At 64.1% G+C, this 13,347-nt stretch carries 11 protein-coding genes; 6 read left to right on the forward strand and 5 right to left on the reverse strand.

What is annotated here, in order from left to right; all coding sequences use genetic code 11:
* Nucleotides 1-108 precede the first annotated feature (108 nt).
* Together C4K38_RS15915 and C4K38_RS15920 are read left to right on the forward strand one after the other, a co-directional pair.
* Nucleotides 109-822, forward strand: coding sequence for an SGNH/GDSL hydrolase family protein (locus C4K38_RS15915; RefSeq protein WP_053279218.1), 714 nt, complete (start codon nt 109-111; stop codon nt 820-822).
* A 257-nt stretch (nt 823-1,079) separates the two neighbouring features.
* Nucleotides 1,080-2,216 carry an MFS transporter gene (locus C4K38_RS15920; protein ID WP_231998534.1) on the forward strand — a complete coding sequence of 379 codons (1,137 nt, stop codon included), beginning with the start codon at nt 1,080-1,082 and terminating at the stop codon, nt 2,214-2,216.
* 97 nt (nt 2,217-2,313) lie between these two features.
* Here C4K38_RS15920 and C4K38_RS15925 read toward each other — a convergent pair whose 3' ends face one another.
* Both C4K38_RS15925 and C4K38_RS15930 read right to left on the reverse strand, forming a co-directional pair.
* A complete protein-coding gene (locus tag C4K38_RS15925) occupies nt 2,314-3,621 on the reverse strand; it encodes an MFS transporter (RefSeq protein WP_053279219.1) in 1,308 nt (435 codons plus the stop codon).
* 43 nt (nt 3,622-3,664) lie between these two features.
* Complete coding sequence (locus tag C4K38_RS15930) at nt 3,665-4,438, reverse strand: SDR family NAD(P)-dependent oxidoreductase (protein WP_009049100.1); 774 nt, start codon at nt 4,436-4,438, stop codon at nt 3,665-3,667.
* 150 nt (nt 4,439-4,588) lie between these two features.
* On the opposite strand from C4K38_RS15930, the gene C4K38_RS15935 reads away from it, so the two are divergent.
* Both C4K38_RS15935 and C4K38_RS15940 read left to right on the forward strand, forming a co-directional pair.
* Nucleotides 4,589-5,482, forward strand: coding sequence for a LysR family transcriptional regulator (locus tag C4K38_RS15935; protein ID WP_053279220.1), 894 nt, complete (start codon nt 4,589-4,591; stop codon nt 5,480-5,482).
* A 108-nt stretch (nt 5,483-5,590) separates the two neighbouring features.
* A complete protein-coding gene (locus C4K38_RS15940; RefSeq protein ID WP_053279221.1) occupies nt 5,591-6,553 on the forward strand; it encodes an AraC family transcriptional regulator in 963 nt (320 codons plus the stop codon).
* Here the strand turns inward: C4K38_RS15940 and C4K38_RS15945 are convergent.
* A complete protein-coding gene (locus C4K38_RS15945; protein WP_053279222.1) occupies nt 6,550-7,299 on the reverse strand; it encodes an SDR family NAD(P)-dependent oxidoreductase in 750 nt (249 codons plus the stop codon). The two genes, C4K38_RS15940 and C4K38_RS15945, sit on opposite strands and share 4 nt — an antisense overlap.
* 330 nt (nt 7,300-7,629) lie before the next feature.
* Here C4K38_RS15945 and C4K38_RS15950 point away from each other — a divergent pair, with 330 nt between their 5' ends.
* Entirely contained in the window at nt 7,630-8,973 is a 1,344-nt protein-coding gene (locus C4K38_RS15950) for an erythromycin esterase family protein (RefSeq protein ID WP_124345286.1), read from the forward strand.
* Between the two features lie 48 nt (nt 8,974-9,021).
* On the opposite strand, the gene C4K38_RS15955 is transcribed toward C4K38_RS15950, so the two are convergent.
* Nucleotides 9,022-9,888 carry a phytanoyl-CoA dioxygenase family protein gene (locus C4K38_RS15955; RefSeq protein ID WP_053279223.1) on the reverse strand — a complete coding sequence of 289 codons (867 nt, stop codon included), beginning with the start codon at nt 9,886-9,888 and terminating at the stop codon, nt 9,022-9,024.
* Between the two features lie 78 nt (nt 9,889-9,966).
* On the opposite strand from C4K38_RS15955, the gene C4K38_RS15960 reads away from it, so the two are divergent.
* On the forward strand, nt 9,967-10,986 hold the full coding sequence (locus C4K38_RS15960; RefSeq protein WP_053279224.1) for a helix-turn-helix domain-containing protein: 1,020 nt from the start codon (nt 9,967-9,969) through the stop codon (nt 10,984-10,986).
* A gap of 170 nt (nt 10,987-11,156) precedes the next feature.
* Here the strand turns inward: C4K38_RS15960 and C4K38_RS15965 are convergent, their stop codons facing one another.
* Nucleotides 11,157-13,343 (reverse strand): lipase family protein, encoded by a 2,187-nt coding sequence (locus tag C4K38_RS15965; RefSeq protein ID WP_053279225.1) that lies wholly within the window; start codon nt 13,341-13,343, stop codon nt 11,157-11,159.
* Between the last annotated feature and the right edge of the window lie 4 nt (nt 13,344-13,347).

Consider the following 13,347-nt stretch of genomic DNA (forward strand, 5'->3'; position numbering starts at 1 on the left):
ATGCCCTGCGGCAAATACAATCCCATGGGACGCGCCGGCGCCGGGCTTCGTCGCGACGCCGGGTTCCTGCCCCAGACGTCGCCCTTTTTACCGCGAGCGTAGCTGCCCATGACTGACGTGTTCGCCAAGGTGGCCCTGGGGCCGCTGTTACTCGCCCAAGGGCTTTACACCCGCTGGGTCACCCCCAGATTGCCGGAGGCCGAAGGCCCGCGCCAGGGCGGGCACGCCGACGCCAACGGGCCGGCCCTGCGCCTGTTGATCCTCGGCGACTCCGCGGCGGCGGGTGTCGGCGCCGGCACCCAGGACGAGGCGATCGCCGGCCGGCTGGTGGCCGGATTGGCCGGCGACTTCCAGCTGTCATGGCAACTACGGGCACAGTCCGGGCTGGACTCTCGGCAGTTGTTCCAGCTGTTGGCGGACGGCCCGGCGGAGCCCTTCGATGTGGCCCTGGTGTCCATCGGCGTCAACGACGTCACTAGCACCATCGCCGCGGCCGAATGGCAGGCGCGGATCTCGCGCCTGATCGAACTCTTGAGCGACCGGTTCGAGGCCCGGCACATCGTCTTCCTGCCGGTACCGCCCATGCACCTGTTCCCCGCCCTGCCCCAGCCGCTGCGCTGGTACCTGGGCCTCAGGGCCCGGCGTTTCAACAGCCTGCTGGTCGAGCTGCTGGACGGCCTGGAGCACTGCACATTGCTGGCGACCCGCTTCCAGCCGGCCGCCAACCTGATGGCCGGCGACGGCTTCCACCCCTCCCCGGTGCTCTACCAGATCCTTGCGGATGAAGCGGCGCAGGTGATTCGCCAGCGCTGCGGTCGTTAAGCCACTCCCTGTCCTCACGCCAGCCCAGCCCTGGACGCCGGCCAACAAACTCCGGGGTTTCGCGCATGGTGCCGGCCAGCCTGCTCGATATCATTGGCTGGCCGGTTCGCCGCCGCCTGTCGGCCCTGAACCGGCACCCTGACGCTCACCTCGATCCCCAACGGACCCGATACCTTATGCCCGCACCCACGCTTGCCGGTGGGCGGCGTTCGAGCTGCTTTTTGTTTTGCCTGGCACTGTCCTTGATGGTGCCCCTGATGAACAGCAGTGCTCCGACCCCGCTCTACCCCTTTTACAAAGAGCAGTTCGACCTGCGCGCGCTGGACCTGACGCTGATTTTCGGCGCCTACGGCATCGGTGTGCTGATCGCCCTGGTGGCCATGGCGCGGATCGCCGGCAACGTCAGCGACCTGCGCCGGCTGTTCGTGCCCGCCAGCCTGCTGGTGCTGGTCGGTGCCCTGGCCTTTGCCCAGGGCACGTCCCTGGGCCCGCTGTGCGCGGCGCGGTTGCTGGCCGGCCTCGGCTCGGGGGTGATGACCGCGGCGGTGAATGTGGCGCTGGTGCGTTTCAACCCGGGGCACAACGACAAGTTGCCGGCCCTGGTGGCGACCCTGGCAATGGTCTCGGGCCTGGCCCTGGGGCCCCTGGTCAGTGGCGCGGCGCTGCAGCTGGAGCTGCGTCCCCTGGCATCGCCTTTCTGGCTGATCGCCGCGCTCGGCCTGGCTTCGGCGGTCGCGACCCTGATCCTCTGGCCATCCCGGGCGGCCAGCGATGCGGCAGCACCCACTCCGGAAAACACCCGCCCAGCCAGCCTCAGGCAAGCCTTGCGTGGCATCGGCCTGCCCTTTCACCTCTGCGCCTGGAGCGTATTCTTCAGCTGGTCGTTCGCTGCCTGCGTGTTCGTGATCGGCCCCCAGGTGGCGCAGCAGGTGTTTGGCCTGCAGGACCGCGGGGTCTTTGGTTATGTGATCTGCGCCTACCTGCTGATCGCCGGCCTGAGCCAGCTCTACTGCCAGCGCCTGGACGCCCGCCAGGCGCTGCTCAGCGGTTGGCTGGGCCAATGCCTGGCGCTGGCGATCCTGCTCCTGGCCTGCTACAGCCAGGCCCTGTACCTCGCCCTGCCGGGGTTGGCGATCGGCGGTTATGCCTATGGCGCGCTGTTCGTCGGCAATGCCCGCCTGGTCAACCAGCTGGCGCCCCGGCATAGCCACGGCAAATTGATTGCCTACTTCTACGCCACCGTCTACCTGTTCAACGCCACCCCCGTGCCCTTGGGGCTGCTGGTGGACGCCTGCGGCATCGTCACCGCCAGCAACGTCGCGCTGGGGCTGTTCCTGGTCATTGGCCTGGGCCTGTTCGCATTGGCTCGCCGTACTCGTTTTGCCGCTCGCTGAGTCGTCCCGGACGCGCTGGCCGGCAGCGGCGCGCGCCTGCCCGGCAACCACCGGCACGGGTAGTGAGTCCGGCCCGCGCCCGCATACCCGCGAGCCTTCAACGCCTGACCTTCACTACCGCCATCAGCAGCGCCGAAGACAGCACGCCGAGGGTCATGAACACATAGGCCGCCCCGGGATTGCCGGTGAGACCGATCAGGTAGCCGACGATCCACGAACCGACGAAGGCGCCCAGCGCGCCGCAGGCGTTGATCAGGCCAATCGCCCCGCCGAACACATTGGCCGGAAGCACTTCCGGGATCAGCGCGAAAAACGGTCCATAGGGCGCGTAGAGCGCGGCGCCGGCGACGGTCAGCAAGGCGAACGACAGCCAGAAGTGCGAAGGCCCCAGCAAGTACGAGCAGAAGAACGCCAGCGCGCCCAACCCGAGCAGCGGCCAGACCAGCGATTGGCGCCGCCCGGAGCGGTCCGATGCCCAGGACACCACGAGCATGGCGGCGACGGCAGCCACATAAGGCACCGCGCTCAGCCAGCCGACCGTGACGATATCCGTGGCAGCCGCCTGCTTGATGATGGTCGGCAGCCACATGATGAAACCGTAGACGCCGATGCTCCATAAGGCATGCACGGCACAGAGCTGGATCACCACCGGGCTGGTGAAGGCCTGGCGATAGTTGCGCACCGCCTTGAGGCCCTGCTGTTCCTCGGCAAGGGTGGCGGCCAAGCGGCTTTTTTCCTGCCGGCTCAGCCAGTCGACCTGCTCGGGCTTGTCCCGCGCCAGGCGCCACCAGACAAACGCCCACAGCACCGCCGGCGCGCCTTCGATGACAAACATCTCGCGCCAGCCCCAGGCCTGAATCAGATAGCCCGAGACCACCGACATCCACAGCACCGTGATCGGGTTGCCCAGCACCAGGAAGGTATTGGCCCGCGAGCGCTCCTGGCGGGTGAACCAGTTGCTGATGAAGATCAGCATCGCCGGCATCACCGCGGCCTCGACTATGCCCAGCGACACCCTGATCACCATCAGCATCGGGATATTGGTCACCAGGCCAGTGGCCATCGCACACAAGCCCCACAGGATCAGGCTGCAGAACACCAGTTTGCGCACGCTGTAGCGTTGCGCGTAGATGGCGCCGGGCACCTGGAAGAAAAAGTAGCCAAGGAAGAACAAGGCGCCGATCAGTGACGAGGTGCTCTTGCTGATGCCCAGGCCCTGCTCGATGCCCGCCGCGCTGGCGAAGCCATAGTTGGCCCGGTCCAGGTAGGCCAGGCTGTAGGTGATGAAGATCAGCGGGATCAGGTACAGCCAGCGCTTGGGCGCGAAGGCCGTGGCGGTTGTTGACGGATGTCCCGCCGGGTCGCGGGTGTGCGGCGGCAGTGCCGGTTCTTCGAGATGGCTCATGGGTGTCCCCTGTTTGTTGTTGTTTTCCAGGTACGGGTACTGCTCAAACGACGCTGGTCAGTCCTCCGTCGACAAAGATTGTCTGGCCATTGATGAAGTCCGAGGCCGCCGAGGCCAGGAACACCGCGCTGCCGCACAGCTCCTCGACCCGCCCCCAGCGCCCCGCCGGCGTGCGTTTGCACAGCCATTGGGAAAACGCCTGATCGTCGATCAGCGCCCGGTTCATCTCGGTCGCGAAATAGCCCGGGGCCAGGCCGTTGGCCTGGATGCCATGGCGCGCCCATTCGGCGCACATGCCTTGGGTGAGCATCTTCACCGCACCCTTGGACGCCGCGTAGGGGGCGATGCTCGGCCGGGCCAGTTGGCTCTGCACCGAGCAGATGTTGATGATCTTGCCGCGGCGCCGGCCGATCATGTGCCGCGCCACGGCCTGGGACACATGGAACACCCCGTCCAGGTTGACCCGCATCAGGGCGTGCCAGTCGTCGGCGGCGAAATCCTCCAGCGGTGCGCGTCGCTGGATGCCGGCGTTGTTCACCAGGATGTCGATAGCGCCGACCCGCGTCTCGAAGGTGTCGATGGCCTCGAACAGCCCGGCGCGATCGGTGACGTCGAACACCGCGATCTCCGCGCCGATGCCCTCGTCGCGCAACTGCCGGGCAACGGCCTGGGCCTTGTCCCTATTACGATCATTGATCACCACCTTGGCGCCGGCGGCGCCCAGGCCCCGAGCCAGTTCCAGGCCAATGCCCTTGCCTGAACCGGTGATCAGGGCCCTTCTCCCATCCAGCTGGAAACTACCGGGATTGAATGACATGCTTTCCTCCGCGAGACGGCCGCTGTTTTTGGAATGGGCCTTGCGGGCACTTCAGCGCAGCTGACGGGCACTGTCCAATCGTCATTGCTGATCTGGTAATCAATCTTTGTGATTACCATCTCGAAGCGTTTTCAACCCTGGAGTCGGTCGATGGAAATCAAACACCTGCGCTCGTTCGTGACCCTGGCACAGGAACTGCATTTCGGCCGCGCGGCGCAACGGCTGGCTATCGTCCAGCCGGCCTTGAGCATGCAGATCAAGCTGCTGGAGGAGGAATTGGGCGTGCGCCTGTTCGAGCGCAACCGCCACGCCGTGGCGCTGACCGAGGTCGGAGCGATCTTCCTGCCCGAGGCCCGCGCGACCCTGCACCAGGCGGCCCATGCGATGGACGTGGCCAGGGCTTCGGGACGTGGGGAGATCGGCCGGGTGCGCCTGGGCTTCGTGTCTTCGGTACTGCCGGAGTTCCTGCCGGCGCTGATCCGCGCCCTGCATGAGCGTTTCCCGCGCATCGAGCTGGAACTCAAGGATATGCCGGGGCCGGACCAGGCCGCGGCGCTGAAAAACGGCCAGCTGGATTTCGGCCTGATGCGCCTGCCGGCGATCATTCCCGGCATCCAGACCCGGGAGGTGCTGCGGGAGAGTTTCATGGTTGCGCTCCCCGACGATCATCCGTTGGCCTCGAGCGCAACCCTGCAACCGGCGGCGCTGGCGCGACTGCCGGTGTTGATCCTGGCCAGGCGCTACGCCCCGGGCTTTCACGATCAACTGATGCAAGAGCTGAACCGCCAGGGCGCGCAACTGGAAGTCGCCGCGGAACTGGGCGAGTTCACCACCATGCTCGCCCTGGTGTCCGCCGGGCTCGGCATTGGCTTGCTGCCCGCCCACGCCGGGCGCGCGTTACCCGCCAACGTGGTCGCCCGCCCCCTGGAACTCGGGGACTACCAGGCGACCACCGGCCTGGCCTGGGTGGAACTGGATAATGCCCTGAAGAGCACCGTGTTCGGGGTGATCAGCGACGTGTTCCTTGAGGGCCACGGGCAATGACGATCAGCGACAACCCAGGACCGAGGATTTCCTCCTGGCGACCCCATTCCAGGACTATCGGCATGCTAAAGTTGGTTTAATTTTGCCAATCGTCCAAAAAGGTGCCTCATGGATCCGCTTTCCGGTGTCCTTTCGCTGTTGAGAATCCGTAACTACCATTCGGCGGCCTTGAAGCTGGGCGGTGACTGGGCCTTCGACTTTCCCAGCCGGGCCGGCATCAAGTTCACGGCCGTGGTCAAGGGCAGTTGCTGGGTGAGGGTCAGTGGCGAGCCAACGCCGCAACTGCTCCAGCAAGGCGACTGCTTCCTGATGACCCGCGGCGTGCCCTTTACCTTGTCCAGCGACCTGGCGCTGCCGGCCATGGATTCCGAAGGGCTGTTTCAAACCCCGGCGCCGGACGAAATCACCCTCGATTACGGCGGCGACGATGTGCAGCTGGTTGGTGGGCGCTTCGACTTTAGCGGCGTCCCCACCCAGTTCCTGCTCAGCGCCCTGCCCTCGCTGGTGCATGTGCAGGGCAACTCGCCCCAGGCGTCGATCCTGCGCTGGGCGCTGGAACGCTTTACCGCCGAGCTGCAACAGCAGCGCCCCGGCCGCTCGCTGATGAACGAGCACCTGGCGCACATCATGCTGGTCGAGGTGCTGCGGGCTCACCTCACCACCCTGAATAGCGAGGGCATGGGCTGGTTTTTCGGCCTGGCGGACCGCAACCTCAGCGCCGCCCTGAGCGCCATGCACGCCGCCCCGGCGCAACGCTGGACAGTCGAGGAACTGGCGCGGCTGGCGGCCATGTCGCGCTCGGCCTTCGCCCTGCGCTTCAAGCAGATAGTCGGCGCCGCGCCAATGGAATACCTGACCCACTGGCGCATGCTGCTGGCCGGCGACCGCCTGAGAAACTCCGACGACTCGGTGGCGTCCATCGCCTTCTCCCTGGGCTATGAGTCGGAGAGCGCCTTCAGCACCGCCTTCAAGCGGGTCATGTCCCACTCGCCACGCCAGTACCAGCGTGAGCAGTCGGCCGCCGTCGAGGCTCAGGTCGAGGCTGACGCCAAGGCCGCCTTCAAGCTTTAGTGCAGCCCGCCACCGATCACCAGGATCTCGCCGGTGATCCATCCGGCGTCACTGGACGCGAGAAACGCCACCGCGGGGGCGATGTCCTCGGGTTTGCCGATACGTCCCAGGGGCGTGATGGCTTCGATCTTCTGGCGGAAGGCGTCTTCGAAGAAGCCGCTGGCATGCACGCCTTCGGTGACCACCAGCCCCGGGTTGACCGAGTTGACGCGGATGTTCTTCGGCCCCAGTTCGTTGGCCAGGGTCCGGGTGACGGCGTCCACCGCGCCTTTGGAGGCGGTGTAGACCGTCGAGTTGGCCGGGGTGAACGAGGTGACGCTGGAGCTGATATTGACGATGCTGCCGCCCTCGGGGTTGAACACGCCGACCGCTTCGCGGGTGCACTGGATCAGGCCCAGGACATTGAGGTTGAACTGGCGGTGGAACTCCTGCTCTTCGATCTCCGCCAGGGGCGCGGTGGAGTAGACGCCGGCGTTGTTCACCAGGATATCGAGATGGCCATGCGCATGGACGATGGCCTTGAACAGCGTCTTCACTTCCAGGGCATCGCCGACATTCGCCTGGATGGCATGGGCACGGCCGCCCGCCTGCAGGATCTCTTCCACCACCCGGTCGGCCTCTTCGCGGCCGCGGCTGTAGTTGACGATCACCGTGGCGCCGTCCTTGGCCAGTTGCTTGGCAATGGCGGCGCCGATGCCCTTGGACGAGCCGGTGACCAGGGCGATTTTCTTGTGCAGTCTTTTCATTTCGTAGGCTTCTCTTCCAGGTTCAGAAACGCTGATCAGGCCTTGAACAATTGGCCTCTGATCGACGAACCCAGCTTATGAGCCACGCCCCGGACGGGTAATAGTTGGTCCTCCAAAATAGCTTCGCCATCGTCCAGAGACGCGGCAACCCTTTGCGCCCGCGCTTCTTCGATGGCCCGCTCATAAGCGGCGTTTGCCTGGTGGGCGGGTGGCAGCCAGGCGTTGACGGGCTGACCTTCGGTCCCCAGGCGGGAACACCCTGCCCGCGGCGACGTCTGCTTTGTATCGACCCTGGCAATTCAGACCCTCTACCTGGAAGGAGGCTGCGCCATGAACCCACGCAAAGGCCGGCAGGAGATCTCCAGGCCTGGCAAGGAGCCTCTCAGTAGGCTCCAGGCCCTGCTGCGCCAATACGCCGAACCCCTGCCCCCACTCGAGTCCGCGGCTTTCGGCGAGCTGTTCGACCGTTATGCGGACGCCAGGGTGGTGTTGATCGGCGAAGCCAGTCACGGCACCCGTGAGTTCTATCGAGCCCGTGTCGCCATCAGCCAACGCCTGATCACCCACCACGGCTTCAGGATCGTCGCTATCGAGGCCGACTGGCCCGACGCCGGGCAGATCGACCGGCGCGTGCGTGACCTGGGCCCGTCGACCGCAAGGGAACAGCCATTCAGCCGCTTTCCGAGCTGGATGTGGCGCAACGTCGAGGTGCGCGACTTCACCCGTTGGCTGCACCACTACAACCGGTCCCTGCCCGCGGATCAGCGCGTCGAGTTTCGCGGGCTCGACGTCTATAGCTTGCGCAATTCCATCGGCGAAGTACTGGCCTATCTCGATAGCACCGACCCGCAGCTGGCGCGTGAAGCGCGCCGGCGTTATGGCTGCCTGACGCCCTGGCAGGACGACCCGGCGCTGTATGGGCATTCTGTCGAGCGCGGCCACGAGGCCTCCTGCGAAGAAGCGGTGGTGCAACAGTTGAACACCTTGTTGAGCGAACGCCTTGCCGCGAACCCTGAAGCGCTATTCAGCGCCACGCAGAATGCGCGGGTCATACGCTGCGCCGAGCAGTACTACCGGGCCATGTTCAGAAGCTCGACAGCCTCCTGGAACCTGCGAGACAAGCACATGTTCGACACCCTGCAGGCCTTGCTCGCCCATCGCGGTGCCAACGCCAGGGCTGTGGTCTGGGCGCATAACTCGCACATCGGCAACGCCGCGGCCACCTACATGGGCTGGCGCGGCGAGTTCAACATCGGCCAGTTGTGCCGCATGGCCTATGGCGACAGCGCCGTGCTGATCGGCATGAGCACCGACCGCGGCCAGGTCGTGGCCGCCGATGACTGGGACGGCGACATGGGGATCAAGGAGGTGCGGCCTTCCCTTGCCGACAGCTGGGAGCAGCAGTTTCTCCAGGCGGGTATCCCCGCCTCGCTGACCGACTGGCGCGCCCCCGAACGCGAAGACCTGCGCCAAGCGTTATCCGAGCCGCTGCTGGAGCGGGCAATCGGGGTCATCTACCGCCCCGCGACGGAGCGCCAAAGTCACTATTTCCAAGCCGACCTGGGCGAGCAGTTCGATGCGCTGGTCTGGTTCGAAGCGACCAGCGCCCTCACGCCATTGCCGGTGGCCAGCGGCCCTAGTCATGAAGAAGACACCTTCCCTTTCGGGGTCTAGGCCTCGGTCTTTGCAACGAAGCCCCCTCATGGCCCGTCCGGCCTGTGCTCAATGCCCCTCCGGCTCTTCCAGCATGCGCTTGGGGTGCATGCCGTTGACCATGCCCATGAACGGCGCGTGGATCGAGTAGCCCAGCATGCGCTGGATATGCTCGCTGCATTGCCGGGCGACCTGGCGCGGGGTCGACAGGATGAAGTTCTCCTGCTGGCGCGCCCAGGGTTCGCAGTACTGCGCCGTCAGCGCCGGGCGTGGCGCGCCGCTGTGATTGGCGCCGCCGCCGTGCCAGAGGGTACCGAGGAAAAACACCACCGAGCCCTTGGGCATGATCACCGGCATCACGGACGCCTGTTCGGCGGCGGTGGGCAGGCGCCCGTCCCACAGATGGCTGCCGGGAATCACCACGGTGGCGCCGTTGTCGTGGGTGAAGTCGTCCAGGGCCATGATCGTCGCCGCGCCATAGGGCGGCCGCGGGCGCGCCATGGGGTAAAAGGCGTCGTCGTAATGCAGGTGCTGGGCGCACTCCCCCGGCAGGATATTGATGGCCTGCAGCTGGGACAGCAGGTAGTTGGGCGCCAGGAGCCGGTCCAGCAGGCCGAGGATCAGCGGGTGCTCCACCAGCGCATCGCAGACCCGGGTTTTCGCAATCACCGCATACAGCCGCTGGGTGAGCGCGCCCTCGAACGAGTTGCGCCCGGTATGGGAAAAACGCTCGAGCAGGTCCTCGCGCATGCGGCTAACCTGCTGGTCATCGAACAGCCGTTCGAGCACCACGAAACCGTCGCGCTGCAGCTGGCCCATCAGTTCATCGAGCTGCGCGGCGGGCACCGCGGGCTGGGTACCGGCGGTCGACCTATAGGTCCTGGCGCATCCGTTGCTCATGTAGTCGTGCCGCTCGGGCAAGGTTGTTGTTGTCATCGACTGGCTCCTGGGAGTGGGTCGTATCAATCTGCAGGATGCCGGAGTGGCCGCCAATGACGCTTTGCCTCAACTGACATGACCCGCGCCTACCCGCACTGGATCGTCGCCCCGACCATTCCCGCGCGTTTTGTGCGCGAGATGCTGGGCCAGCTGCGCCTCGATGCCGACGCACGCGCGGCCCTGCTGGAGCGTTGCGACTTGCCGATAGAAGCCCTGCGCGACGGCTATCGTGTCGCGCCACTCAACTACCGGGCCTTGAGCCGCCTGAGCGTTGGCCTCGGCGCCGACGAAGCCTTCGGTTTTTTCGCCCACCCCGTGCCCCTGGGCTGCTTCGAGCAACTGCTGCGCCTGCTGGTGCACCTGCCGACACTGGCCGATGCCTTCGACGAAGCCGCGCGCTTCTACAAACTGTTCGATGATGCGCCGCCCTGGCGCCTGGAAACCGAGGGCAAGATCGCCCGCCTGCGGCTGACACCCCGGCCCGGGGCCCAGACCGACTCGGTGCTGTGGCCGCATATGCTGCTGTTGTCGCTTTGGCATACCGGGAGCTGGCTCGCCGGCGAAACCCTGCCGCTGCGGCGAATCGTCCTGCCCCGGCAGCTCACCGGCTTCACCGCGCAAACGCGCTTTCTGTTCGGGCGCCAGCCCACCTTTGGCGCCGGTGCCTGGCTGGAGCTGCCCGCGGCGAACCTGCAAGCGCCGCTGATGCGCCGGCCGGCGGAGGTTGCGCGCTTCGCTCGCCAACTGTTGCCGGCGGTGATCGCTCCCGGCCCGCTGGCCACTTTCGAAGCCCACCTGCGTGCCTTGCTATGCGCCGCCGAGCCCTTTGCCGGGCTGTCGGAAATCCAGGCAGCCAAGGCCCTGGGCATTTCCCGCCAGACCCTGGCCCGCCGCCTGGCCGCCCTGGGCGTGACCTTCCTCGGGGTGCGCGACGAATTGCGCCGCGACCTGGCCTGCACCCTGCTGGCGCGCGGCTCGGTGAGTGTCGCCGAGCTGGCCGAGCGCCTGGGCTACTCCGAACCCAGCGCCTTCCAGCGCGCCTTCAAACAGTGGACCGGACTGCCGCCAGGGGCCTATCGCGGTAGGCGGCGCTGAGCAGGCTCAGGGGCACCCTTCGGGGACGATTACGTTTGACATCTATGACTCTGGAGTGCCCGTTGAGACCGTAGCGAAGGCTCTTGAAGGGCTCTTTAAGCCGTAGAGATTCAGGCTGCTGGATATCCTTGCAGGCAAGCATTCAGTAGCGTTGCTGCAATCGTTTCGGTTTAGATGAGTGCGTCAATATCAAGCGTATGTGGCGCACCAATGGTGTGTCCGTAGATCGAAGCCATCAGACCATCATCTGTATTCGCAGTGGGGGCCATGGCCAGTTGTTCGGCCACTCTGTTTTCCGGGTGAGCCTGCCAGCGACGCAAGTTGTCTGCCAGTGCTTCGGCGTGTTGAGTTAGTGAGCCATAGACCTTCGCCTCGTTAACCTTCTCTTGACGCAAAGTCCCTAATCGGTCACGGGTCTCTTGCACTTTATCGACCTCGCGACTGAATGCATCAATAGCAGGTTCATGGGCCTCGACGTACTTGTCAGGGCGGGCTCGCAAGTCACTGCGCCGACTGCGCAATTGGTCGGTAATGCGTTTCAGCTGGCCATCTATCGCTTTGAACTCACTGTCGGTAACCAGAGAACGCTTGAGTTCCAGCGCTTCTTGCCAGCGTCGAAGAGTGGCCCAGCAACTGGGAATGTAGCCACCCACCATTGAATGGTTGCCGCCATGAAACGCTTGGGAAATCAGCCCGGGGCGGTCGGGGAGTCCATTGATTTGCTGTACGGCCAGGGTGCAGGCGGCGTGCTGGGTAATGGTGTCGCAGCACGGTGCCCAGAGAATCGAGGACTCTTCTTTCCCTCCGAAATCTACGGGGAAGAAGTGACGGAGTATGCCGTGGTGTTCATATGGCTCACCGCTCAGGTTGGTAATGCCCGCAGCAAACACCGAGAGGCCAACAGGGACGTTTACGAAGCTGAGTGCTGCTCCCGCGAGATACACCTTGGGCTTGGTGTTCATCCAGGTCCCCGGCACGCTTGGCACTGGGTCGTTATGGTTGACCATGCGGTAATGTGTCAGGGCTTTAGCGCCTTTTACGAAGGTCGCGTCGGCGGTTCTTGGGGAACCGTAGGTGTACAGCACGATGTCGACTTCATATTCTTTCTGGCGGCGTAGCATCTCCGAGAGCAGCAAGGTAATAGCACCACCCAGGCTATGGCCGCAAATGATCAGTTTCTGCCCGGTGTAGAACTTGTCGAGATACTTGAGCGTGAGGTCATAGACCTTCAGCGCTGCGTCATAGAATCCACGATGAACTTGGCCGACACCTTGTGTAAATGGAACCTGAAGCGCATCAGCATCACGGAGTCCATCCGCTAATTTCTCATTGGTGCCGCGTACTGCAATCAGGACCAGCTCATCGTTATGGGTGATAAACGCTTGCGTGTCGGTATCCTTGCTTTGGCCTCGATCATCAAGAAAATGAATACTGGCAGGGGTTTCCTGATCTTCTTCTAAATCCGGGCTGTTCGATGGGTACAGGTCAGGGTCAAACGGCACGATTTCCAGACGCTTGGAGTACGGCACGTCTTCATATAGCGGGTAGTACGCCTTGGCTTGCCCAGGGTCCACCTTCCAGATTTCATCGAACTTGGCCAGGGCGTCGCCAAACCAGTTACCCATGCTCGGTTTCTGCGGGAAACCTACTGCCTTCTCCTTGATTGGAGTCTTATCCGGTTCCTGACCAAACGGGTTGTAGCTCAAGGTGGCCATGATGGCGAGTTGATACAGATTCAATGCACAGAACTGTGAATCGGTGGAGAGCATCGGGCGCAAGGCCCGTAAAGGGCGAACCTCCAACACGTTGTGCTTGTTGGGCAGCAGACAGACACCGCGCTCGCCATGTTCGCACATCAGTTTGGCCCATCCCGGACGGAGTGGGTAGTGACAATCGACCTCAGGTGGTAAGTGCGCAACATGTTCGACGAAATGACGCACTTCGACTTGGCAGAAGAAATCCGCACAGGCTTGCGCCGGGTTACTTTGGGTCCGAAAGCCATCTTTATGAGCGTAACGGGTTTGCTCCGCTCTGACTTGCAACTCTGTTATTGGGAGAGGGTAGTATTTCCGATTTTTTAAGCCTTCATAGGGGAGGCTCTCGCCGCTATATTCTTGATCAAGAATTAATGCTATTGGGCCTGCAAAATGGTTTTCTACCTTGCCTGTCCCCGTGCTATCGAGTTTGCCTTCGTAGGTATAGCCTTCGGTATCAATAACTTTGTAGGTCAGCCCAGCATAAGGCTGTCCTTCACCCATCTCATCCACCAACTGGAAGCTGGTCCATTTGCCTTGAACAGGGCAGGTAAACATACGGCTGTTTAGCGGGTGCTTCAGTTCTTCATCCAAAGTAGCCATTAAG

This window comes from Pseudomonas chlororaphis subsp. piscium, assembly GCF_003850345.1.
GTDB lineage: Bacteria > Pseudomonadota > Gammaproteobacteria > Pseudomonadales > Pseudomonadaceae > Aquipseudomonas > Aquipseudomonas piscium.